Annotated in this window: 17 protein-coding genes and 1 pseudogene; 6 read left to right on the top strand and 12 right to left on the bottom strand. The window is 65.1% G+C overall.

Annotation, left to right across the window (positions count from 1 at the left end):
* Nucleotides 1-274 precede the first annotated feature (274 nt).
* The 6 genes from GL4_RS02760 to trxA all read left to right on the top strand — a co-directional run bounded on the left by GL4_RS02760 (nt 275) and on the right by trxA (nt 11792).
* Nucleotides 275-2515 carry an ATP-binding protein gene (locus GL4_RS02760; protein ID WP_045364292.1) on the top strand — a complete coding sequence of 747 codons (2241 nt, stop codon included), beginning with the start codon at nt 275-277 and terminating at the stop codon, nt 2513-2515.
* The gene (tsaE, locus tag GL4_RS02755; RefSeq protein ID WP_045364289.1) at nt 2512-4038 is read left to right on the top strand and encodes a tRNA (adenosine(37)-N6)-threonylcarbamoyltransferase complex ATPase subunit type 1 TsaE; all 1527 of its coding nucleotides are present in this window, start codon (nt 2512-2514) and stop codon (nt 4036-4038) included. The genes GL4_RS02760 and tsaE overlap by 4 nt, the downstream gene beginning before the upstream one ends.
* A gap of 9 nt (nt 4039-4047) precedes the next feature.
* Entirely contained in the window at nt 4048-4776 is a 729-nt protein-coding gene (locus GL4_RS02750; RefSeq protein ID WP_045364286.1) for a nucleotidyltransferase family protein, read from the top strand.
* Between the two features lie 9 nt (nt 4777-4785).
* Nucleotides 4786-7860 (top strand): double-strand break repair protein AddB, encoded by a 3075-nt coding sequence (gene addB, locus GL4_RS02745; RefSeq protein WP_045364283.1) that lies wholly within the window; start codon nt 4786-4788, stop codon nt 7858-7860.
* Nucleotides 7857-11396: a double-strand break repair helicase AddA gene (addA, locus tag GL4_RS02740; protein ID WP_045364281.1), complete on the top strand. Its 3540-nt coding sequence runs from the start codon at nt 7857-7859 to the stop codon at nt 11394-11396. The genes addB and addA overlap by 4 nt, the downstream gene beginning before the upstream one ends.
* A 63-nt stretch (nt 11397-11459) precedes the next feature.
* Nucleotides 11460-11792: a thioredoxin gene (trxA, locus tag GL4_RS02735; protein WP_045364278.1), complete on the top strand. Its 333-nt coding sequence runs from the start codon at nt 11460-11462 to the stop codon at nt 11790-11792.
* Nucleotides 11793-11803: 11 nt separating this feature from the next.
* Here the strand turns inward: trxA and GL4_RS02730 are convergent, their stop codons facing one another.
* From GL4_RS02730 to aroA, 12 genes and pseudogenes are all read right to left on the bottom strand, one after another.
* Nucleotides 11804-13105, bottom strand: a complete 1302-nt coding sequence (locus GL4_RS02730; RefSeq protein WP_045364275.1) for a bifunctional folylpolyglutamate synthase/dihydrofolate synthase — start codon at nt 13103-13105, stop codon at nt 11804-11806.
* A gap of 137 nt (nt 13106-13242) precedes the next feature.
* Complete coding sequence (gene accD, locus GL4_RS02725) at nt 13243-14310, bottom strand: acetyl-CoA carboxylase, carboxyltransferase subunit beta (protein ID WP_082025423.1); 1068 nt, start codon at nt 14308-14310, stop codon at nt 13243-13245.
* Nucleotides 14311-14338: 28 nt separating this feature from the next.
* Entirely contained in the window at nt 14339-15175 is an 837-nt protein-coding gene (gene trpA, locus GL4_RS02720; RefSeq protein WP_045364274.1) for a tryptophan synthase subunit alpha, read from the bottom strand.
* Nucleotides 15176-15177: 2 nt separating this feature from the next.
* The gene (gene trpB / locus GL4_RS02715) at nt 15178-16404 is read right to left on the bottom strand and encodes a tryptophan synthase subunit beta (RefSeq protein WP_045364271.1); all 1227 of its coding nucleotides are present in this window, start codon (nt 16402-16404) and stop codon (nt 15178-15180) included.
* Nucleotides 16401-17060 carry a phosphoribosylanthranilate isomerase gene (locus GL4_RS02710; protein ID WP_045364268.1) on the bottom strand — a complete coding sequence of 220 codons (660 nt, stop codon included), beginning with the start codon at nt 17058-17060 and terminating at the stop codon, nt 16401-16403. Before GL4_RS02710 ends, trpB begins: the two co-directional genes overlap by 4 nt.
* A gap of 110 nt (nt 17061-17170) precedes the next feature.
* On the bottom strand, nt 17171-17389 hold the full coding sequence (locus tag GL4_RS02705; RefSeq protein WP_045364265.1) for a hypothetical protein: 219 nt from the start codon (nt 17387-17389) through the stop codon (nt 17171-17173).
* 10 nt (nt 17390-17399) lie between these two features.
* Complete coding sequence (locus GL4_RS02700; RefSeq protein WP_045364262.1) at nt 17400-17744, bottom strand: LapA family protein; 345 nt, start codon at nt 17742-17744, stop codon at nt 17400-17402.
* 45 nt (nt 17745-17789) lie between these two features.
* Entirely contained in the window at nt 17790-18089 is a 300-nt protein-coding gene (gene ihfB, locus GL4_RS02695) for an integration host factor subunit beta (RefSeq protein WP_045364259.1), read from the bottom strand.
* Nucleotides 18090-18140: 51 nt separating this feature from the next.
* Nucleotides 18141-19103: a signal peptide peptidase SppA gene (gene sppA / locus GL4_RS02690; RefSeq protein WP_045364256.1), complete on the bottom strand. Its 963-nt coding sequence runs from the start codon at nt 19101-19103 to the stop codon at nt 18141-18143.
* 242 nt (nt 19104-19345) lie between these two features.
* Nucleotides 19346-21058, bottom strand: a pseudogene (rpsA, locus tag GL4_RS02685) (30S ribosomal protein S1); the annotation flags it as partial.
* A 194-nt stretch (nt 21059-21252) separates the two neighbouring features.
* Nucleotides 21253-21894, bottom strand: a complete 642-nt coding sequence (cmk, locus tag GL4_RS02680; protein ID WP_045364253.1) for a (d)CMP kinase — start codon at nt 21892-21894, stop codon at nt 21253-21255.
* Entirely contained in the window at nt 21891-23204 is a 1314-nt protein-coding gene (gene aroA, locus GL4_RS02675; RefSeq protein WP_045364250.1) for a 3-phosphoshikimate 1-carboxyvinyltransferase, read from the bottom strand. Before aroA ends, cmk begins: the two co-directional genes overlap by 4 nt.
* Nucleotides 23205-23284 lie beyond the last annotated feature (80 nt).

Genomic DNA, 23284 nt, shown 5'->3' with positions numbered 1-23284 from the left:
TGGGCGCGGCTTAGGGTCCTTAGCAGCGCGGGATCGGCCTGCCCACGGCGCCGGCGAATGGCCTTTCACCCTGTGGGCAAGAGTCCGCGAAGCAGGTACTCTCAAAGTGATTCGTCCTTGCGGCTGGCGTCCGCCAGCTCGGTATCGCGTCCAAAATGCGGCACGTTTCAGACGCGTTCGGTTTTAGTACCGCAAGGACACCATCTTACGCAGCGCAGATCGCGCGGCCAACGGACGTTCGGCAGCTTATCTGTGGCGTGGAGCGAGGGGGACCATGCGGACCAGCACGAGCGAGGCGGCGCCTGCATCGAGGTGGCCTACGGCGCTGTCCCGTATTCTCGCCTATTCGGTTCCGGCGTGGCTCCTGTGCGGCACTTGCGCGGGCGCGGCGGACGGAAGCTTTCTCGAACCCGGGATGCTGCTGAAGCTCGGCATCGATCTCGGGATCATCACTTTTTCGGTCGGCATGGTCATCGCGTGCCTACGCGCGATCAAACGGGCAAAGCTGCGCGAGGCGACCGCCGCCGAGGAAGCCGAACGGCTGGCCCTAAGCGAAAACACGCTTGAGACCGTTCTGGCCGCAGAGCCGCAAGCCTTGCTGACCCTAGGCGAAACGGCGCAGCCGGAGTTGCTGGTGTCCAACTTGCCCGGAAGCTTCGGCGTGCCGCGCGATGCCTCACGGCTCCTCGCCTTCGAACAATGGCTCGATGGCGAGTCGGCAGCCGATCTCGAATCCGCGATGAAGGAACTTGCCGCGCACGGCGAGCCCTTCAACCTGATGCTCCGCACCAAGCGCGGACGCTATGTGGAAGCGGACGGACGGACCGCCGGGCACACCCTGGTCTTGAAGGTCCGCGATATCGCCGGGCAGCGTCTCGAACTGGCGGAGCTTTCGGCGAAGCATAAAGAACTGGAGGAGCAGGTCGCCGCGTTGCGCTTGCTGCTGGACGAAGCCAAGCAGAACGAACGCGACAACGCGGAAGCGCGCGCGTTGCTCGATACGCATTTCCGCAGCTTCGACAGGCTGGCGACGGCGTTCGCGGTATTCGACTCCACGCAGAGACTCGCCCACTACAACCAAGCTTATGTCGACCTGTGGCAACTCGATGCCGATTGGCTCAAGACGCGGCCGCGCGACGGCGAGATCCTCGATCGCCTGCGCCAAGCCCGCCGGCTCGAAGAGCGCGCGGAGTATCGTGTCTGGAAACAGGACTGGCTTTCGACCTACGGCAGCGGCGAGCAGGCCGAAGACCGCTGGCATTTGCCCGACGGCCGCATGCTGCATGTGATCGCGGACTCGAACAGCGATGGCGGCGTGACCTATTTGTACGAGAACGTCACCGAACACATCGCCCTGGAGAGCCGCTACAACGCCCTTACTCAGGTGCAGCGCGAGACTCTCGATACGCTGCGCGAAGGCGTGGCCGTATTCGGCTCCGACGGGCGCTTGCGACTCTACAACAGCGCCTTCGCCGCCATCTGGTGCCTTACGCCGAAGCTTCTGGACGCCGAACCGCATGTGGACGAGGTCACGGCGTGGTGCAGCCTGCTGTACGACGAACCGGACGAGTGGGACCGGACCCGGGCGATCGTCACCTCCATTGTCGCCGAGCGGCGGCCCTATGACAGCCAGTTCGACCGGCCGGACGGCATGGTGCTGGCCTTTGCCGCCTTGCCCCTGCCCGACGGCGGCACGCTGCTCACTTACTCCGACATCACGGACTCCAAGCGCGCCGAACGCGCGCTGATCGAGAAGAATGAGGCGCTCGAAACGACCGACCGTCTGAAGAGCGATTTCGTTTCGCACGTGTCGTACGAATTGCGGACGCCCCTCAACAGCATGCTCGGGTTCGCACAGATGCTCGCCGAGCCTGCCTTCGGCCCATTGACTGAGAAACAGCGCGAGTATGTGGACGACATCCTCTCCTCGGGCAGCACGCTGCGCGCGATCGTGGACGACATTCTGGATCTCGCCACAATCGACGCGGGGTCGCTGCGGCTGCAACTCGCCCCGGTGCGCGTATCGTCGATCATCGACGCGGCCAAGCACGGCGTCGAGGAACGCTTGAAGCAGAATGAAGTCCAGTTGGAGATCGAGATCGAGGACGGGGTCGATGAGGTGGTCGCGGACGCTAGCCGCGTCACGCAGATCCTCTATAATCTGCTCTCGAATGCTATCGGCTTTTCCGAGCCGAACTCCGTGGCACGGCTGACCTGCCGTCGCGACGGCCCGATGCTGGCCTTCTCCGTGGAGGACGAAGGCCCGGGAATACCGGAGGACTTCCAGGACGCCGTGTTCGATCCTTTCGAAAGCCGGACGCAAGGCTCGCGTCACCGCGGAGCGGGCCTAGGGCTGTCCATCGTCAAGAGCCTGGCCGAGCTCCACGGCGGCACGGTCTCGCTCGAAAGCGCGCCAGGCCGGGGGACGCGGTTCACGGTGCTTCTGCCGCTGACACAGGATGTGGAAACGCCCGAAATTGAAGCGGGTCCCATGCGGGCCAAACACGCCGGATGACCGAAGTCTGGCGCCTTGACGGTGTCGATTTGGGCCGTCTCGACCGCCTTGCAAGCCGGATCGCACTCACCCTCAAGACTGGCGACGTGGTGACGCTGTCGGGCCCTCTTGGCGCCGGCAAGACGACGCTTGCGCGGACCCTGGTCGGCCATTTCGACAGGGGCAGCGAGGTGCCGAGCCCTACTTTTGCGTTGATCCAACGCTACGAGACACCGCGCTTGGCCTTGAGTCATTGCGATTTCTACCGGCTCGACGACGGCGAACTGGAGGAGCTTGGCCTCGACGACGCCCTGGCCGATGGTGCCCTGCTGATCGAGTGGCCGGAGCGGGCCGCCGACTGGCTCCCCCAGGACCGGCTCGACATTGTGTTCGACGAGACAGACGCGCCCGAGACTCGCACGCTCGTGCTGACCGGCCACGGCGATTGGGCCGGGCGGCTGCACCGTCTTCAAGACATGGCCGGTTTTTTAGAGAGCACGGCCTTCGCCGACGCCGATGCGCTTTACCTGCAAGGAGACGCGTCCGCGCGCGGCTATGCCCGGCTCGTGCTACCGGACCGGCGGGCGGTACTGATGAATTCGCCGCGGCAGCCGGACGGCCCGCCGATCCGCGACGGCAAGCCCTATAGCGCGCTCGTGCACTTGGCGGAGGACGTCAAACCCTTCGTCGCCGTCGCGGAGGCCTTAGGGGCGCGCGGCTTTTCGGCCCCCGAGATCCAGGCCTTCGACCTCGACAAGGGATTCATCGTGCTGGAGGACTTCGGCGACGCGGTCTTCAAGACGGCCATGGAACGCGGGATGAGTCAGGCCGAGCTGTGGCACGACGCCGTCGACGTGCTGCTGGCGCTCGCCGAGAGACCCCCAGAACAAGCCCTGCCCGTGCCGGGTAGCAGCGCCTACGCCCTGCCCCGGTTCGATGCCGAGGCTATGCTGATCGAGGCCTCGCTCATCGTCGAATGGCTGTGGCCGGCCGCACAAGGTCGCGCGTTGCCCGAAGAGGTACGAGCCGAGTTCGAATCCCTCTGGCGTCCTCATCTCGAGACTGCCGCGAGCGCCGATCCCGGGTGGGTGCTCAGGGACTTTCATTCGCCCAATCTGATGTATTTGCAGGACCGCGACGGCGTCCGGAATATCGGCCTCCTGGACTTCCAGGATGCGCTCTATGGTCCCCTTGCCTACGACGTCGTCTCCGTGCTCCAGGATGCACGGCTCGACGTGCCCGAGGCGCTTGAACGGGCAGAACTCGACCGGTACTGTGCGGCCCGAACGGCGCGGGGTGGGACTTTCTCAAGCGATGATTTTCGAACGCTCTACGCCACGCTTGGCGCCCAGCGGAATTCCAAGATTCTCGGCATCTTCGCCCGTTTGGCGAAGCGCGACGGAAAGCGCGCCTATCTGGGCCACATGCCGCGAGTCGCGCGCTACCTGGAACGGGACCTCGCCCACCCGGCGCTTGCAGATTTGCGCGACTTCTACGCGCGGGCCTTCCCGGCCGCGGAGGAGCTTCCGCCGACGTCGCTCTAGAAGGACACCATGATGACTCCTGTACGCAGTGCGATGGTGCTCGCCGCCGGATTTGGCGAGCGCATGCGTCCTCTCACCGACAAGATGCCGAAACCTCTCGTGCCGCTCATGGGTCGGTCGTTGATCGATCATGTCCTCGACCGGCTCAATGCCGCGGGCGTCGAGACAGCAGTGGTGAACGTGCATTATCTGCCCGAACAGATCGAAGCGCATATGGCGGCGCGCGCGGATCGAGCGCCGAAAACGATCATCTCGGACGAACGGGAACAGCTGCTCGATACGGGCGGCGGCGCGACCAAGGCTCTGCCTCTCCTCGGCGAAGGTCCGTTCTTCATCCATAATTCGGACTCGGTCTGGAGCGAGGGCGTTACGCCAGCGCTGTCCCATATGCGGCGCCACTGGAACCCGGCGTTGATGGACTGCCTTCTGCTTCTCGCCCCCTTGTCGACCAGCATCGGCTATGGCGGCCGCGGTGACTTCGACATGGAGCCGGACGGACGAATCTCCCGGCGCGGCGAACGCCAGGTCGTGCCTTTCGCATTTGCCGGCGTGTCGCTCTGCACGTCGGCGCTTTTCGAGAACGCCCCGGAGGGTCCCTTCTCTCTCAATCTGCTCTGGGACCGTGCTCTCGAAAAGGACCGCCTCTTTGGCGTGCGCCTGGACGGCCGTTGGATGCATGTGGGCACGCCCGAGGCGCTCAAGGAGGCCGAGGCCTCTTTCGAGCACGAAGGCGCATGAGAATGACGCGTGTCTGAGCCCCGCGCACAGCCCCGCCTCTACACAATCCCGCCTTCGGCGCCATTCCTTACGACCCTGGCAGGGGCGATCCTTGCCGGTGATTTGCCCGTGCCGGGCGGCGCCGAGCCCAGCCTGCTCGACCTGCCGCGAACCACGATCTACCTGCCCACGCGGCGTGCGGCGCGTACCTTGCGCGAAGCCTTTCTGGAACAGTCCGGCGGCGAAGCATTGCTGCTGCCGAAGATCCTGGCGCTCGGTCACGCGGACGAAGACGAGGCACTGGTCCTCGACGGCGAGCGCTTCGCGGAGGCCGATGCCACGCTGGGCATTCCGGCAATCGAGCCAACCGCGCGCCTGATCGCGCTGACGCGGATGATCCTCGCGTGGTCGCGCGGACTGGCGGCGGGATCGTCAGGCGACGAAGTTCATTTGCCGATGACACCGGCGCAGGCGGCGAGCCTTGCGGGTGACCTTGCGGCGCTCATGGACAGTACGGAATCCGAGGAGGTCGACCTCACCGCGCTGGAAACGCTGGTGCCGGATGAACTCGCCGCCCACTGGGGGGAAACGGTGGACTTTCTCACCATCGTCACCGAACAGTGGCCCGCGTATCTCGACGAAATCGGCCTCGCCTCGCCGGTTGGGCGGCGCAACCTGCTCATGGCGCAGGAGACCGCGAGGATTACGGCGGGCTCGCCCTACCCCGTGATTGCCGCGGGCTCGACCGGCACGGTGCCCGCGACGGCGCGCCTTTTGGAAACGATCGCACATCTTCCGAACGGGGCCGTCGTCCTGCCCGGTCTCGATCTCTTTCTCGATAGCGAAAGCTGGGAGACGCTCCACCGCCACCCGGAGCACCCGCAGGCCGGTATGGCCGAGCTCCTGAAGAAGCTGGGCGCCACGCGCGACGACGTGGGGCTCGTGCCGGGCAGCGATCCGGGGCCCGCCGCGCAAGCGCGGTTGCGCCTTGCGAGCGAGACCTTGCGGCCCGCCGAGACTACGGAGCGCTGGCCTGAGGCGTTCACAGACGAGGCAGGTGGATCCACCTCCGACCTCGCGGAGGCGCTGGAAGGCTTGAGCCTCGTCGCGGCGCCTACCGCCCACGACGAAGCCGAGGTCATTGCGCTCATTCTGCGTGGCTGCATCGAGGCCCCCGGCAAGACCGCCGCGCTTGTCACCCCGGATCGGGAGCTGGCGCGGCGGGTGGCGGCCCGCCTGAGGGACTACGGCCTCGACATCGACGACTCTGCCGGAACTCCTGTGCGTCGCACCTTGCCGGGCGCGTTTCTCGACCTGGTGCTCGCCGCCGTCGAGAGCGATTTCGCGCCGCCCGACCTGATGGCGCTGCTCAAACACCCGCTGACGCGCCTGTCGCGGCCCGCGGGCGACATCCGTCGCCTGGGGCGCGTCCTGGAAAGGGCGGTGTTTCGGGAGACCTATCTCGGCCGGGGGCTCATCAGCGTAGCCAAGGCCCTCACGCGTATCGACGCCAGGGTACCCGTCTCGAAGCCTGAGCGTTCAGCAGCGGCAGCACTCGTCGAAGCGCTTGAGGCGGCTTTCGCGCCCCTTGTGGACTTGTTCGAGGGTGGCGCACCGCACGACGCGGCGAGCCTGGTGCGGGCGCATACGGCCGCCGCTGAAGCCCTGGCGCGGGACGAGACCGGCGCCATACCGCTCTGGGGCGGCGACGCGGGCGAAGCCCTGACGGTGCTGCTGTCGCGGCTGATCGAGGAGGGCGGCGGGTTCGAGATGCCCGCACGCAGCTACCCGGCCGTTTACCGCACCCTGCTCGCGGGCCACGCCGTGCGCCCGACGCGCCCTGCCCATCCCCGGCTGTTTATCTGGGGCCAATTGGAAGCCCGGCTGCAGCAGCCGGATCTCATGGTTCTGGGCGGGCTCAACGAAGGCACCTGGCCGAAGCCGCAAGAGTCGGATCCCTGGCTCAGCCGCCCGATGCGCGAAAAGTTGGGACTGTCGTCGCCGGAACGACGCATCGGGCTTGCCGCTCACGATTTCGCCCAGGCGCTTGGCGCCACGTCCGTGGTCTTGAGCCGCGCTCTCAAGGTGGAAGGCGTGCCGACCGTCCCGTCACGCTGGCTGCAGCGGCTGCAAGCCCTGGTCGACGCCGCGAAGCTGAGCAAGGCTCTCGCGCCCCGAGAGGATTGGATTGCCTGGGCGAGAGACCGGGACACGATCGACGATGGTGCTTTCAAGCCCGCCGAGCGGCCGCGTCCCTGCCCACCCATCGCGGCGCGGCCACGCAGCCTGAGCGTCACCCAGATCGAGCGCTGGATCGCCAACCCTTACGAGATTTACGCGCGGCATATCCTGAAACTCGTTCCGCTGTCTCCCCTCGGCGCCGAGCCGGACAACGCCATGCGCGGCTCCGCCTTTCACGCGATCCTACGAAAGTTCACGGAAGCCTATCCGGAGGCACTGCCGAAAGACATCGAAGCCGTGCTGAACGAGATCGGCGACGCCACGTTTGCAACCCTCGGCGATAATCCTAGCCTGCACGCTTTCTGGCGCCCGGGCTTTCGCCGTTTCGCCGCTTGGTTCGCCGCCACCGAACCGGCACGTCGCGCCGATATCGTTCAGTCCTTCGCCGAGGTGACCGGCGTGCTGGAGCTGCCCTCGGGGTTTCGACTGACGGCGCGCGCCGACCGCATCGATGCGGCGGAAGACGGGACGCTCGTGATCTACGACTACAAGACCGGCCCGCCGCCGAACCAAAGTCACGTCAAGGAGCTCTACCGGCCGCAATTGCCGCTGGAAGCAGCGATTGCACAAGGCGGTGGCTTCGAGGGCCTCGGGGCCCGCGCGGTGACGGGGCTCGAATATATCCGAGCCTCGGGCCGAGGCGACGGCGGCGAGCAGCACGCGGCAAGCAAGGAGACTCCCGCGGTTCTGGCCAAGTGCGCGCTTGAACAGCTCGAAGCGCTCGTGGCCTATTTCGACGATCCCAAGACGCCCTACGAGGTCAAACGGCGCGCGAGCGCGGGATTCACGGACGCGTACCGGTTTGACGACTACGCGCAACTCGCCCGCGTACCCGAATGGCTGACCGAGGGAGAGGGATCATGACCGGGGCGTCCGATCTCGTTCACACCGCCGATGCCAACCAGGCACGCGCGTCCGAACCTGAGGCCTCGGTCTGGGTGTCCGCCAACGCCGGGACCGGTAAGACGGCCGTGCTCGTGAAGCGCTTCCTGAGGCTCTTGCTGGCAGGGGCGTCGCCCGAAAGCATCCTGTGCCTCACTTACACGAAGACCGCCGCAGCGGAGATGCAGAACCGTCTCCTCAAGACTCTGGCGGGCTGGGCGCTGATGCCAGAGGAGAAGCTGCGCGAGACGCTGGGGAAACTTCTCCGCAAGCCCTTCGACGATGAGGACATGCGGACCGCACGGCGGCTGTTCGCGCGCGTGCTCGAGGCACGGGGCGGACTGAAGATCCATACCATCCACGGCTTCTGCGAGCGGCTGCTGCAGCGTTTCCCCTTGGAGGCGACGGTGACGCCGAACTTCACGGTGCTCGACGAGGCAACCGCCAAACACACTCGAAACGAGGCCTTCGATACGGTCGCGATGGAAGCCGTCGCCAATCCCGACAGCCCGTTGGGCCACGCGCTCGCCAAGGTCGTCGCCCTGACGAGTGAAGACCAATTCCGCGATGTCGTGGGGGAGATCCTTGCAAAGCGCGCGGAGCTACAGCGGATCGTCCGGCGGCACCTGCAAAGCGCGACGGCGGCCGACTGGCCCAGCGTCGAGACCGAAGCACTCAAGACCTTTTTCGACGTCGCAGGGAAAGACGCGGCTCTGCTCGCAACCGAACAAGCCAACGTGCTCTCGGACGAACAACTCGACGCGGCGCTGGAAGCGCTCGCCGCATACGGCGCAACCAAGACCGACAAAGGCACGGAAGACACTCTGCAGCGCGCGCGGCACGCGTCAGGGGCACCACGTGCCGCCTTGTTCAACGCGCTGTTTCTGACGCAGAAGGGCACACCGCGGGCACGGCTCGTGACGAACGCCGTCGCCGACAACGCGCCCCAGATTGTGGACATGCTCGACGCGGCCAAGCTGGCATTCGCGCGCCTCGAAACGGATCTTGCGCACTTGCGCGTGATCGAAGCGACCGGCGCGGTCCTGACTTTCGCCGATGGCGTGCAGAACGCCTACGAAGGTGCGAAGCGACGTGAGGCTGCACTCGACTACGATGACTTGATCGTCAAGACGCTCAATCTTTTGTCGCGCAGCAACGCGGCTGCCTGGGTGCTGTATAAGATCGACGGCGGCATCGATCACATCCTCGTCGACGAAGCCCAAGACACGAACCCGGAACAGTGGTCCATCGTCGAGGCGCTAGCGGCGGAGTTCTTTGCCGGCGCGAGCGCACGCCCGCAGCCGCGCACACTGTTCGCGGTGGGGGACGAGAAACAATCGATCTACAGCTTCCAGGGTGCCAACCCCGTGCGCTTCGGCGAGACCGGACGCCTGTTCCGCGCGGCCGCGCGGGAAGCGCAAATGACTTGGCTCGACGTCCCGCTCAATGTCTCCTTCCGGTCGACGGTCCCGGTGCTGGAGGCTGTCGACCGCGTGTTCGCGCAGGACGAGGCCGCGGGCGGACTGACATTTCTGGAAGGCACGCCGATCCAGCACCATGCCGCGCGCCAGGGCCAGGCCGGTCTTGTCGAACTGTGGGACGTCGAGGAGACAAAGCAGCCTCTGGAGAGCGCGCCTTTCGAGCCCTGGAACGAAGACGAAAGCGGGGCCGATGCGCTGGAGGCGCTCTGCTTGCGCCTCGCGCGGCAGATTCGCCATTGGCTGGACACGGACGAAATTCTCGAATCCCAAGACCGGCCGATCCGGGCGGGCGATATCCTCATCCTAGTCCGGCGGCGGCAGCCCTTCACAGCCCCAATGATCCGTGCGCTAAAACGGGCGGGCATTCCCGTCGCCGGCGCGGACCGCATGCGCCTGCTCGAGCAGCTCGCCGTGCAGGACCTGATGGCTCTGGCCGATGTGCTGCTGATGCCAGAGGACGATTTGGCGCTCGCCGTCGTCCTGCGGAGCCCACTGTTCGGTCTGGACGAGACAGCGTTGTTCGGCCTGGCCCATGGGCGCGAGGGCTCTCTCTGGTCGGCGCTGCTCGCAAAGGCCGAGAGCGATATCCGCTACGCTGAGGCCGCGACGGCGTTGCGCGCACTTCTGGGGCAAGTCGACATGGTGCCACCCTTCGAGTTCTATGCCGCGTTCCTCGGTGGGAGCGCCATGCGCATGCGCAAGCGGATGTTGACACGGCTTGGTCCCGAAGCCGCCGAGGCCATCGACGAATTCCTGGATGCGGCGCTCGCCTACGAACGCGAGCACCCGCCATCCTTGCAAGGCTTCATCGCCGCCTTGCGCGAGGGAGACATCGACGTCAAACGCGACATGGAGCAAGACCGCGACGAAGTGCGCATCATGACCGTGCATGGAGCGAAGGGCCTCCAAGCCCCGATCGTGATCATGCCCGATACATGTTCGACGCCGCAGAGCCAGGGACCGCAAGTCTACCTCCCGCCCCGGACCGGCGGCATTCCCGGCGATGCACCGCATCTCGTCTGGCCGCCCGCCGGGCATTCGGGCGTTCCCGGTCTCGACGGCGCCAAAGCCGCCGCAAAGCGCGCCGCGCAGGAGGAATACCGGCGGCTACTCTATGTGGCCATGACGCGCGCCGAGGACCGGCTCTATGTGTGTGGATGGCAAGGCGTGAAGAAGCGCAGCGAGGGATGCTGGTACGACCTGATCGAAGGCGGTCTGCGTGGGCATCTGACGGCGATGCAGGACATGGAGGGGCGCACCGTCCACCGGATGTCGTGCCCGCAGGAAGCAGAACCGAAGAAAGATAGCGCCACGCCGGCGCAAGGCGCACCCGCCCCGTTGCCCGGCTGGGCGCGGGAGCCGGCCCCGCAGGAACGGACCGGTGCAAGGCTCTCACCGTCCCGGCTGGCTCAGAACGCCACAGGCGAAGGGCCGTTCGGCACCGAGCAGCCCCCGCTTGGGCCCAGCGCCCTTGCCGAAGACATGCGTTTCGTCCGTGGCCGGTTGATCCACGCTCTCCTTCAGCATCTGCCGCAGGTTCCGGCGGACGAGCGCCGGCCGGCGGCGGAGCGATTCGTGTCGGCGCGCGGCGACATGCTCTCTGAGGAAAACCGCGAACAGATCGTCTCCGAATCGCTCGCCATCGTCGGCGATGTGCGCTTCGCGCCGCTGTTTGCGGGCGACAGCCTGGCCGAAGTGCCCGTGGTGGCGCGGATTGGCGAGGGGCAGACGGCCTTCGATCTGGAAGGCCAGATTGATCGCCTCGCCATTCTGGAGGACGGGCTTTTGATCCTCGACTACAAGACCAACCGCCCACCGCCGACGAAGGAGGAAGACGTGGCGCCGGCCTATGTTGGACAGCTTGCGGCCTACCGGCTGGCGCTCAGCGCGATGTTTCCCGGCAAGCCCGTCCGCGCGGCTCTGCTTTGGACTGATGGGCCGCGCCTCATGGAGATCTCTTCAACTTTGCTTGAGAAGGCCGAACGCGACATCTTGCGGGCCAGGGGCGGCCTTGACGCCCATGAGGGGCGCACCTAGGTTCCGGGGACAGCAGACTAGTCCGGCCGGACACCTCCGGCCGGCCATGAGGAGAGACGATCGATGGCGACCGACAAGGTTTCAGACGACACATTCGAGGCGGAAGTTCTAAAGTCCTCGACGCCTGTTGTGGTGGATTTTTGGGCCGAATGGTGCGGCCCGTGCCGTCAGATCGCGCCGGCGCTCGAAGAGATCGCAAAGGACCTCGGCGATAAGGTAAAGATCACCAAGCTCAACATCGACGAGAATCCGAACGCCCCCGCCAAGTACAATGTGCGCGCCATTCCCACGCTCATCATCTTCAAGGATGGCGAAGTGGTGGACACGCTTCGCGGCGCCTACCCCAAGAATCAGCTGGCGGCCTGGATCGGCGGCGCCGTCGACGGGGTTGCGTAGCGCGCGTCGGCTTATCGGCCTGAATGGAGCCGCAGAACGTGGCCCGCGAGATACAGCGAGCCGCAGATGAGGACGCGTGCGGGCTCCTCGCCCGACGCCGAGCGTAGCAAGGCCTCCTGGACGCTGCTTGCGGGAACCGCGTTAAATCCAGCGGCTTGCGCAACCTCCGCCAGCGCGCCCGCCCCGAACGCATTCGGTTCGCCCGGGATCGGCACCGTATAGACGCGTTCCACGAGCCCCTTGAACGGCGCGATGAAACGCTCGGCATCCTTGGTTTCCATCATGCCCCAGATGACATGCACGGGACGAGGCACACGCTCGTCGAGTTCGGCGAGCGTGTTGGCCACCACCTTGCCGCCCGCCTCGTTGTGGCCGCCGTCGAGCCAGATCTCCGTGCCCTCGCTCGCGTAGGCGTGAAGGGCGCCAACGGCGAGACGCTCGAGCCGTGCCGGCCAGTGGGCATTCGTGAGTCCCTCCTCGAGCGCGCTTTGAGTCAGCGCGTCGCCGAACACGACGCTGGCGGCGGCAATCGCCATACCCGCATTGTCGATCTGATGCCGGCCGGCCAGGCGTGGCAAGGGCAGATCAACCAGGCGCGACGTGGTCTGGAAGACCAGCCGGCCCTGCTGTTCGAACGTGTCGAAGTCGCGGCCCGCCACATGAAGCGGCGCTCCGATTTCCGCCGCACGCGCTTCGATCACTTCCAGGGCCTCGGGCTCCTGACGACCGACGACACAGGGCACTCCGGGCTTCATGATGCCTGCCTTCTCGCCCGCGATCAGCGCAATGGTGTCGCCAAGGAACGATACATGGTCGATGGCGACCGGCGTGATGATCGTGAGCGCAGGCTTCTTGACCATGTTGGTCGCATCGAGCCGGCCGCCAAGGCCCGTTTCCAGCAACAGCAGATCTCCCGGCGCTTCGGAAAACGCGAGGAATGCCGCGGCGGTCGTGATCTCGAACAGGGTGATCAGCGCACCGGCATTGGCCGCCTCCGTGCGTTCCAGGCAATCGACCAATCGCGCCTCACTGATCGGGGCCGCACCATGTGGCCCCGCAAGAACGATGCGTTCGTGAAAGTCGACGAGATGCGGTGAGGTGTAGACATGCACCCGCTCGGACAACGCTTCGGCGATCGCGCGCACGAAGGCCAGCGTCGACCCCTTGCCGTTGGTGCCGGCCACATGCACGACGGGCGGCAGGTGGTCCTGTGGATCTCCGAGACGGTGCAGCAGCGTCTCTATGCGCCCCAGCGACAGATCGATCGATTGCGGGTGAAGCGATTTCAGCCGCTCGAGAAGCGTCGAGCTCATGACCTCAGATGGGTCCGGCGACGCGCCGCGGGCACTATCGGGTAGACTGGTCAATCCTCAATCGGCCTTATCGAAGGAACCTTATTCCAGGTGCCTGGCATGGCCGAACTTCTTCGAAGGGGCCAGCCCTACGCAGCTTACGCATTCTGTGACGTTTGTTGATTAGCGCCATTGCTTGGGGCTTGCGTCAAGACCTCGTCCGTCTCGGGCTTCTCGTGGCTGCTCTTGTCCAGGCCATTGCCGCTATGCTTGGCGGGCGCATCTTGCGCTTGCACCGGCGCGTCTTCCTCGCGGGACGCCGCAACGGCAGGCCGATGCACGAGAGCCTTCACCTGATCCTCGGCGGTGGCGTCGAGCCGTCGATGGAGGAGCAGGTTGCAGACGCGCGCCAGCGTGGCGCGCAGGTCGTGGCGGTGGACGACCATGTCGACCATGCCGTGTTCGAGCAAATATTCCGACCGCTGGAAGCCCGAAGGGAGCTGCTCGCGGATGGTCTGCTCGATGACGCGGGGCCCTGCGAAGCCAATCAAGGCGCCTGGCTCGGCGATATGGATGTCGCCCAGCATGGCGTAGGAGGCGGTGACGCCGCCGGTCGTCGGGTTGGTGAGCACGACGATATAGGGAAGATTGGCCTCGTGCAGTTCCTCCACGGCAACCGTGGTCCGCGGCATCTGCATGAGCGAGAGAATGCCTTCCTGCATTCGGGCGCCACCCGACGCGGCGAACAGGATGAACGGGGCATTCCGTACCAGCGCCGCGCGCATGGACGAGATCACCGCCTCGCCAGCCGCCGTGCCGAGCGAGCCGCCCATGAAGTCGAAGTCCTGAACGGCGGCCACGACCGTATCGCCATGCAGCTTGCCGATGCCCGAATGGATCGCATCGTTGAGACCCGTCTTGCTGCGGGCGTCCTTGAGGCGTTCGGAATAGCGGCGCTCGTCACGGAATTTCAGCGGGTCGTGGGGCACGTCTGGCAAATGCAGCGCCGCGTATTTCCCATCGTCGAACAGCGCCTTCAGCCGGGCCGGGCCCGTCATGCGCATGTGGAAGTTGGATCCCGGCACGACGAACTGATTGGCCTCGAGATCCTTGTAGTAGATCATCTGGCCGGTCTCGGGGCACTTGACCCAGAGATTGTCCGGAATCTCCTTCTTGCGAAGGAAGCTGCGGATTTTTGGTCTGACGACGCTATTGATCCAGTTCACTGGTCCAACTCTCTACGCTGCTGCCGCTCTAGATCGCCGAGGCCTCGGCACGCTCATGGAGTGCCTCGGCGAGATACTCAACAAGCCCCAAGAGCCTCGGTTTGGTCTCCGCCGTCGCCTGACCGTTCTCGTCGAGCGTCTCCTCGATCGACGAGACCAGGGCCGACCCGACAACCACGCCCTCCGCCAAGGCCGCAAGTTCGCGAACCTGCTGTGGCGACTTGACGCCGAAGCCGATCGCGATCGGAAGATCCGTATGGGCCTTGATGCGGGCCACATGCGCACCGACCGACGAAACGTCGGGCGCCGCGGTGCCGGTAATCCCGGCGATCGAGACATAATAGACAAAACCCGACGTGTTCGCGAGCACGGCGGGAAGTCGCTTCTCATCCGTGGTGGGCGTTGCCAACCGTATGAAATTAAGACCTTTTTTGGATGCAGCGGGCCGCAGCTCCTCGTCCTCTTCCGGCGGCATGTCCACGATGATCAGGCCGTCCGCCCCCGCTTCGCTCGCATCGGCCACGAACCGGTCGACGCCGTAAATGTAGACGGGATTGTAGTAGCCCATCAGCACGATCGGGGTGTCTTGGTTCTCGGCTCGGAACTCCCGCACCATGGCCAGCGTCTTCTTCATGTTCTGGCCGCCCTTCAGGGCGCGCAGCGAGGAGGCCTGAATGGCCGGGCCGTCGGCCATGGGATCGGAGAACGGCATGCCGAGTTCAACGATGTCGGCGCCCGCCCCCGGCAAACCCTTCAGTAGGCTGAGCGAAGTGTCGTAGTCGGGATCGCCCGCCGTGATGAACGTAACGAGACCGCCACGGCCTTCCGCCTTCAGCTTCGCAAATGTCTGATCGATCCTGGTCATGACTACATTTCCATCGAGAGGTGTTCGGCGACCGCGAAGATGTCCTTATCGCCGCGTCCGCACATGTTCATGACCAACAAATTGTCCTTCGGCAGCTCGGGCGCAAGCTTCCGCACATAGGCCAGCGCGTGGGACGGTTCGAGAGCCGGGATAATGCCTTCGAGCTTGGTGCAGAGTTGAAAGGCCTCGAGAGCCTCCTTGTCCGTCACGGCCACATAGGTGACGCGGCCCGAGTCTTTGAGCCAGGAATGCTCGGGGCCGACGCCGGGATAGTCCAGCCCCGCTGAAATGGAATGTCCCTCGAGAATTTGTCCGTCGTCGTCCTGTAGCAGATACGTCCGGTTGCCATGCAGCACGCCAGGCTCACCACCTGTCATGGATGCGGCATGGCCGTTCGGTACCTCGAGACCGTGACCGCCCGCTTCCACGCCGTAGATCGCCACGGAGCGGTCGTCGAGGAAGGGGTGAAACAGCCCCATCGCATTGGACCCGCCGCCAATGCATGCAACCAGCGTGTCCGGAAGACGCCCCTCGCGCTCCATCATCTGCTCGCGCGTTTCCTTGCCGATGACGGATTGAAAATCGCGCACCATGGCGGGATACGGGTGCGGACCGGCGACGGTCCCGATGATGTAGAACGTGTCGTGGACGTTGGCGACCCAGTCGCGCAGCGCGTCGTTCATGGCGTCCTTCAGCGTGCCGGATCCGGACGTGACCGGATTGACCTTGGCGCCCAGCAGCCGCATGCGGAACACGTTCGGCCGCTGCCGTTCGATGTCGGTGGCGCCCATGTAGATTTCGCACGGCAGTCCGAAGCGCGCGGCCACGGTCGCCACCGCCACGCCGTGCTGGCCGGCGCCGGTCTCGGCAATGATGCGCGTCTTGCCCATGCGCCGCGCGAGCTGAATCTGCCCCAGGCAATTGTTGATCTTATGGGAGCCGGTATGGTTGAGCTCGTCGCGCTTGAAGTAGATCTTGGCGCCGCCGAGATGCTCCGTAATCCGCTCAGCGAAATAGAGCGGGCTGGGGCGCCCCGAATAGTGCGCGTTTAACGAGTCCAGCTCGGCCTGAAAGGACGGGTCGGCCTTCGCCTCGTTATAGGCCTGCTCCAAATCCAGGATCAGCGGCATCAGCGTCTCGGCCACGTAGCGGCCACCAAACAGGCCGAAATGACCGTGCTCGTCAGGGCCGCCGCGATAGGTATTCAAGGCATCCGTCATCGTGCTCATGAGGCTTTCTTATGCTCTGGCGCCGCGCCGCGCGCCGCTTGAACGAATTGCGCGATAAGGGCTGGATCCTTTTCGCCCGGCGCCGTTTCCACCCCGGACGAGACGTCGACCAGCGTCGCGCCCGACAGGCGGATCGCCTCGGCAACGTTGGACGCATCGAGCCCCCCCGATAGCGCGAACGGAGCGGACGCGTCTCCGAGGATCGCCCAGTCGAAACGCATGCCGTTGCCGCCGGGCAAGTCGGCGCCGGCCGGCGCCTTGGCATCGAACAGGATGCGATCCGCGATGCCCTCGTAACGCGCGGCGGCCGTCACATCGGCGGCCTCCGCGACCGGAATGGCCTTGAAGATGGACAAACCCGTCTGCGCTTTGATGGCCGCGGTGCGCTCGGGGGTCTCGGAGCCGTGAAGCTGGACCACGTCCGGGCACACTTGCGTGGCGATCGTCTCGATCAGCACATCGTCGGGATCGACGACGACGGCGACTGTCTTCACGCGCCCGCGGGCGGCGGTCGCGAGGGGCGCCGCATCCGCCGCCGAGAGATTGCGGGGGCTCTTCTTAAAGAAGACCAAGCCGACGAAATCCGCGCCCGCGGTCATCGCGGCATCGAGAATGGCAGGCGTCCGCACACCACAAATTTTAACTTCGACCGTCACGGGAACTCTTCAAAAAGGTTGTGACACGGGGCTCGCCGGGGCGGGGGCCCGGAGCGGCGCTCACCCTATGAAATCCACGCGCTCAAGTCCATCGCACCGCAACATAGCGGTTACCGGGCGACACGGCTGCGCCAGCGATAGGCCGCGACACCGGCCCAGACCGCCTCGAGGACACCAAAGGGCCAAGCGCCCTGCAGGAAGCCATACGCCGACCCGAGCAGACACGCAAACGCGAACGCCAGGATGAACCAGGGACTGCGGTCCTCGAGCGCGTAGGTGACCAGCATCGCGGTCACGGCAATGAGACCGAAAACGGTCAAATGATCCATGGAGGAAGGCCTATTCGGCAGGCAGTTGCGGCCGCTGCTGTGCGGTATTGGCCGATTCCAGCTCGCGCTCCAGCCGATCCGCCTGCCGGCGCCAGTCGCGCGCTTCGCGCGCCTCGGCCCGAGCCGTCCGGCGCCATTTGCCCTGATTGATCCAGGAGGCGAAGCCGCCGATCAGGAGGCCCAGTGCAAACGCGCAGAGGAGGAACAGAAACAGCGGTGCCTCGACCATATAGCCCTGGTCGCCGCCAAACGGATCGAGAATGAGCTCGGCCGGTCCACGATTGACGACGGCAAGCGCAATCAGCGCCAGGCCAAGCGGGATGATCACAAGTCCCAGGACGAGCTTCCGCGTCACGTCTCGCTCCCAAAGCGGCCCGTTCGGGGCCCCACGCCGTCAGCGCTATGCGCCACCCTGGTTGTCGTCCGGGTTGAGGCGCTCGCGCAGTTCCTTGCCGGTCTTGAAGAAGGGCACGAACTTGTCCTCAACGAACACCGTGTCGCCCGTCCGCGGGTTACGGCCTTGCCGCGCCGCGCGATGCTTGACGGTAAAGGCGCCGAAGCCGCGCAACTCGACACGATCCCCGCGCGACAGTGCGCCGGTGATCTCATCGAGGATGATATTGATAATGCGCTCAACATCACGATGGAATAAATGCGGATTGGCGGCGGCCACCCGCTGAATCAACTCGGATTTTATCATTGGCACGCCCCAAAGGGACCGCAGCCCTGTACCGCCGCGATCCAAGCCCCACTAATTGGACGCAGGGTGCCAAACAGAGACCAGACCGTCAAGTTCAAGGACCGCACCGGCCTCGTCCAATAGTCCCGCAAACTTGCTTCCGGACACCCCGAAGATCGCCGCAATGGACTGCGTCGCAAACCCGAGAAAACCTGTCTCCTCGGCCGGGGGTTTCCATTGCCGGACCCGCAAGCCCGGCTGGATGCCGCGTTCCTTCGCGAGCCATGCGCGCGCGGCGAGTTCGTCTCCGATCTGGTCGACCAGCTTGTAGTCGACGGCCTGACGACCCGAATAGATGCGCCCTTCGGTGAGCCCCGGAATTGTGTCCGGCGTGATCTTGCGGCGCGTCTCCACGAGGCCGACAAACCACTCCATTGCGTCGTCGACCATTTCTTCGGTCACCTTGCGGGCTTCTTCCGTGGTCGGCTCAAACGGGCTGGGTACCGCTTTCAAGGTCCCGCTCTTCACGTCCTCGAACTGAATGCCGAGGCTCTTCATCAGTTCGGTCACGTTGGCCCATTGGAAGATCACACCGACCGAGCCCGTGATCGTGTTGCCGTAGACGAAAATCCGATCCGTGGCGAGGGCGACGATATAGGCGGCGGATGTCGCCAGGGTCCCGCATGTCGCGACCACGGGTTTTTTCTCCGAGAGACGGCGAATGGCGTCATAAAGCGCTTCGCCGCCGGTCGTCGTCCCGCCGGGGCTATTGACCTCGAGGATCACCGCCTTGACCTGGTCGGCGTTACCGACCCTGTCGATCAGGTCGATCATCTTGCGGTCGTTTGTAATCACCCCATCGACGGTGATCCGCGCCACATGGGGCAGGATTCCGCCCGTACCGCTCGATTCCGGGTCGCCCACGACGAGCGTGCCCACGAACAGCACGGCAAGCAGCACTGCAGCGATGCGCCAGATGGAAATACGCCGTTTCAGGCGGCGCCGTTCGACTACGCGTTCTGCGTCAAGGCTCATAAGGTTCGACTCGAAAGTTGTAACTCGGGCTCAAACGACACACGGGCCGCAGTCTAATCGACCGCAGCCCGTGAGACATCGAAAATCAGGCAGCCGTGAGGCGTGCCGGACTATTCCTCTGCGGAGGCCCCGTCCGCACTCTCGCTGTCGGCCGCGGCCTTGGCAGCGCGCTTGGCCTTGGCCTTGGGCGCAGCCTTCGCCTTCGGAGCAGCTTCGGCGTCGGCCTCGGCCGGCTCCTCGTCTGCGTCTTTGGCCTTGTTCAGGGCAGCGCCGAGAATGTCGCCAAGCGACGCGCCGGAATCGGTCGACCCGTACTGAGCCACCGCTTCCTTCTCCTCGGCGATCTCGAGCGCCTTGATGGAGGCGGAGATCTTGCGCGTCTTCTGATCCACCTGGGTCACGACGGCGTCGAACTTCTCGCCCACGCCGAAGCGGTCGGGACGCTGCTCGGAACGATCGCGGGATAGATCGGAACGGCGGATAAAGGTCGTGAGGTCATGGTCGAGAAGCTTGGCCTCGATCCCATTGTCCTTGACGGCCGTCACTTCGCAGGTCACGCGGGCGCCCTTGCCAAGCTTGTCGGAAGACGCGGCGCCCTCGAACGGGTCCGCCCCAAGCTGCTTGATGCCGAGGCTGATGCGCTCCTTTTCGGAGTCTGCTTCCAGGACAACGGCCTTCACCGTGTCGCCCTTCTTGTAGTCCTTGAGTGCTTCCTCGCCCGACTTGGACCAGTCCAGATCGGACAGATGGACCATACCGTCGATCCCGCCATCGAGGCCGACGAACAGGCCGAACTCGGTGATGTTTCGGATCTGACCCTCGATCTCGGTGCCGGGCTGATACGCCGCCGCGAACGCGACCCACGGGTTCTCCTGGGTCTGCTTGAGGCCGAGCGAAATGCGGCGCTTGTCCGGATCGACCTCCAGAACCTGCACCTCGACCTCCTGGCTGGTGGAGATGATTTTGCCGGGGTGGATGTTCTTCTTGGTCCAGCTCATCTCGGAAACGTGGATCAGGCCTTCAACGCCCGGCTCCAACTCCACGAACGCACCGTAGTCGGTGATGTTCGTGACCGTGCCCGTGAAGCGCGCATCGACCGGGTACTTCGCGGCGATGCCTTCCCACGGATCGGCCTCGAGCTGTTTGATGCCGAGGCTGATGCGCTGCGTATCCGGATTGATGCGGATAATCTGCACCTTCACCGTGTCGCCGACATTGACGATCTCGCTCGGGTGGTTGACGCGGCGCCACGCCATATCCGTGACGTGAAGCAGGCCGTCGATACCGCCAAGATCGATAAAGGCGCCGTAGTCGGTGATGTTCTTGACGACACCGTCGACGACTTCGCCTTCCTTGAGGCGGGCGACGATCTCGCCACGCTTCTCGGCGCGGCTCTCTTCCAGAACCGACCGGCGGGACACGACGATGTTGCCGCGGCGGCGGTCCATCTTGAGAATCTGGAAGGGCTGCGGCGTATTCATGAGCGGGCCGACATCGCGGATCGGGCGAATGTCGACCTGGCTGCCAGGAAGGAAGGCCACGGCGCCGTCGAGGTCGACGGTGAAACCGCCCTTGACGCGATTGAAGATCACGCCTTCGACCTTCTCGTTGTTCTTGTACTTCTCCTCGAGACGGACCCAGCTCTCTTCGCGGCGGGCCTTCTCGCGGGAGAGGACTGCCTCACCGGCAGCATTCTCGACACGCTCGAGATAGACGTCGACTTCGTCGCCTTCCGAAAGCGTGGAGGGGGCGCCGGCGACGCCGAATTCCTTGAGGGGGACGCGGCCTTCGGTCTTAAGGCCCACATCGATGATCGCCACATCTTTCTCGATGCTGACGACAGTTCCTTTGACCACACTGCCTTCCTGGAGCGCTGCGCCGGTCAGAGATTCTTCAAGAAGCGCTGCAAACTCGTCGTGGCTCGGCTGGCTGATGCTGGTCTGTGGTTCGGACATTTGTACTCCTACTCGGCGTTCGTTGGTTGTGTTGTGCCTGGTGCGGCCGAACCCGAGGTTAGATGTTGTAGCAATGCGACGAACGCGCCCCGGACCGCTGCCATCTGTAAATGGCCTGATCCGCTTCGCCTCGCCGCGCGAAATTCTTTCAAGCTTGCTTCAAGATGATGGGCCAACGCCAAATGGGCATGACCTCAACCGGCCCGCCCTGCGCGGCTCATCGCAGCCTCGATCAAATCGAGAGCTGCCCTGAACGCCGCGTCTATACTCAAATTTGAGGTGTCGAGCAAGACCGCGTCGGGGGCCTGCACGAGCGGCGCGGCGCCTCGGGTCGAGTCGCGCTCGTCCCGGGCCCTGATATCTTCGAGCACCGCCGCCTCCGAAATGGCGACGCCACGGCCCGCCAGTTCCAAAAATCGCCGCATGGCGCGGACTTCGGGGGTCGCGGTAACGAACAATTTCGCGTCCGCGTCGGGGCAGATCACCGTGCCGATATCCCGGCCGTCCAGGACCGCGCCAAGTTCCCCATGGGCAAAGGAGCGCTGATAGGCGAGAAGCGCCGTGCGCACCGCCGGGTGGCGGGCCACTTGGGAGGCCGCCTCGCCGGCCCCTGCTGTCCTCAACGCGGGATCGTCGAGTGTGGCGATTTCGAGTGCAGAGGCGACCTCGGCCGCGGCCTCGGCGTTATCGAGCGCGATGCCTCGGGCCAGGGCATCCCTGCCCACTGCTCGGTAGAGCAGACCCGTATCGAGATGCGGTAGTCCATAGTGCACGGCGACCCGCTTGGCCAAAGTGCCCTTGCCCGATGCGGCCGGCCCGTCGATTGCGATAATCATCCCAGGCGCGCTCCCAAGCCGGTCATCAAGGGCACGAAGGCGGGGAAGCTAGTGGCGATCATCGCGATATCGTCGACGGCCACGGGTTTCTCGGCGCCGAGGCCGAGCGTCAAAAAGGCCATGGCGATGCGGTGATCCATCTCCGTCGCCACGGTCCCGCCGCCCCGAACGGCGCCTGTACCGGTGACGATGAGATCGTCGCCCTCAACGCGTGCGGTCACGCCGCAGGCAGCGAGCCCGGCGGCGGTAGCGGCTAGGCGATCGCTTTCCTTGACCTTCAACTCGGCGAGCCCTTCCATTCTGGTCTCTCCTTGGGCGAAGGCCGCAAGCGCGGCGAGGATCGGATACTCGTCGATCATGGACGGTGCCCGCTCCGGCGGCACGCGTACGCCGCTCAGCGCGCCAGACCGGATCCGCAGATCGCCAACGGGTTCGCCAGCCGCGTCGCGCCGGTCGAGCACGGCGATATCGGCACCCATCTCCTGCAAGGTGTCGAAGAAGCCGGTGCGCGTCGGATTGAGAAGCACGTTCTCGATCGTGAGATCGGAGCCAGGACAGATAAGGGCGGCGGCGACCAGGAAGGCCGCCGAGCTCGGATCGCCCGGCACGACCACGTGAGCGCCCCTCAGCTCCGCATCGCCGGCGACAACGACGGCGCGCGAGCCATCCGCGCGCGTCTCAATATCAACCTCGGCGCCGAAATAGCGCAGCATACGTTCCGTGTGGTCGCGGGTCGGGAGCGGCTCGATCACGGTGGTGCGTCCCGGTGCATGGAGGCCCGCCAGCAAAATGGCCGACTTAACTTGGGCGGACGGCACCGGCAGTTCATACACGATCGGCAACAGGTCCTGGGTACCGATGACCGTGAGCGGCAAGGTCTCCCTGTCGTCCTCGACCAGCAGCCCCATCTCCATCAGCGGCTTCAACACGCGACTCATGGGGCGCCGGCACAAGGACGCGTCTCCCGTAAGCGAAACATGCATCGGATACCCAGCCAGCACGCCGAGCATCAGCCGGCTTGCCGTACCGGAGTTGCCGAAATCGAGAAGGCCCTCGGGGGCGGTAAGACCACCCACGCCCTGCCCTAGGACCTCGAAGACGTCCCCGTCTCGGTCGACCGAGGCGCCCAACGCCGCGACGGCACGCGCCGTTGCCAGAACATCGTCGGCCTCGAGCAATCCCTCGATGCGCGTGCGTCCGGTCGCAAGACCGGCCAAGATGAGAGCGCGGTGCGAGATCGACTTGTCGCCCGGAACTTTCACGCGGCCGGAAATGGCTGCGGATCGGCGAGCGGTCAGAGGCTGCGGCATAGGGATCAGATTGCTGTTTGAGGATGCTTGATAGCTTTTGACACTACGCATGAGGCGTGGCAATGGGGAGTCACGCTTAG

The organism is Methyloceanibacter caenitepidi (assembly GCF_000828475.1).
GTDB lineage: Bacteria > Pseudomonadota > Alphaproteobacteria > Rhizobiales > Methyloligellaceae > Methyloceanibacter > Methyloceanibacter caenitepidi.
The sequence above is the reverse complement of the archived record's forward strand: the minus strand, read 5'-3'. Positions and strand labels throughout refer to the sequence as shown.